Annotated in this window: 1 protein-coding gene; it reads right to left on the reverse strand. The window is 43.2% G+C overall.

Features of this window, described 5'->3' with window-relative positions; genetic code table 11:
* Nucleotides 1–852, reverse strand: an 852-nt coding sequence (locus EAO33_RS08820) for a portal protein (protein WP_456237264.1), incomplete at its 3' end; no start/stop codon positions are given.
* Nucleotides 853–1,362 lie beyond the last annotated feature (510 nt).

Consider the following 1,362-nt stretch of genomic DNA (forward strand, 5'->3'; position numbering starts at 1 on the left):
CATCGCCTTAAAACTCCCCATCATATTGCCCATTCTGTTCTCGGCAAAGTTGATGTAATCTTGCATGGGTTTGATGTCTCTAAAAAGCCCATAATAGCGATTCTTCTCATCTATGTAGAACTTGGCGACAATGAAGGGGTGCAAACCATTTTTAAAGGGCTTGGGCTCAAATTTGTAAATGCCCGCTTGTTCATTCCATAAATACCTATTCCATACCCACTCCCCCCCCTCAAACTCTTTAACCCAACTCTCTATAACACGCGCTAATCTCTCTTTTTGGGGGGCGGCTAGATAGAGCACCTCGCTACTAGGCAATAAAGCCTTAGCGCGTTGCTCATCTAATAAGACGATTTTATGAAAACGCCTAGCATCAAGCGCATTGCTATCTGAACTAAAATAATCAATGATGAAGCTTTGCGGGTCTAAAGCCTTGATCTCAATGTCCACACTCCCATCTTTATCCCCAATAGCCCACAATTCCACCACCCCTAAACCCCCCATGATCAAATCCCTATCCCTCTTTATCATTTCCTTATCAAAATTGCGTTTCTGGCTAAAATACTTTAATAAATCATTGAGTAAATCCGCTAGAGGCTTGTCCTCCTCTTGGCGTGGGGTTAGGCGCACTTCTTGGATAGCAGAGATTTTATAACCTAGTATCTTATTGACAATCATCTTGTAAATATTTTCTACAATGGGGGTCTGTCCGCGTTCTAAGATAATGTGCAACACATCGGGGGGTAATTGGTTGCCATGGTAGTAGGCTAGAGCCTGCTTAAACTCCTGCATAGAAGTTAAGCACGCCTGTGAGTCCAGCTTAAAAGCTTCATTAAGGCTATTGAAATCTAGCATGTATTCCCTTTGGCGCGGGGGGTTGCGTTAGTTCTTTGGTGAGGGTGTCCCCGCGCCCTTTTAAGCAAAAGCCTCAAGGAGAAGAGGCAAGAGAATAATAAAATATTTAATTGCAAAAAACAAGGGTTAAAACTTTTCATAGGGGGGTAGGAGTTGTTGATATGCTTGGCATGTAGCGCCCCCCTATGAGTCCTTAAGGTAATGGGCTAAAAGGATTTAATCAAAGATCGCTTAAGGACTTTTAAAACTCTAACACAAGTGCCTTCTAAAAACAAGGGTTAAAACTACGCTACCCCCTTTGGACTCTTAGCCTAAGAAAACCCCTTTTCAAAATCAAGGCTTAATCTTAGGGGGCTTGGTGCAAAAATCTAAGTCCTTTTCTAGGCTCTCTGTGTAGATGAGTAAGGCGCGCACATACTCTAACACCCCTAAGTCCTTAGGCGGTCTGCTAGGCTTTTGCACATTACAAGGTATAGGCACGAACACATCTTTATACACCACTCTAGGCGC

The organism is Helicobacter labacensis, assembly GCF_003660285.1.
GTDB lineage: Bacteria > Campylobacterota > Campylobacteria > Campylobacterales > Helicobacteraceae > Helicobacter > Helicobacter labacensis.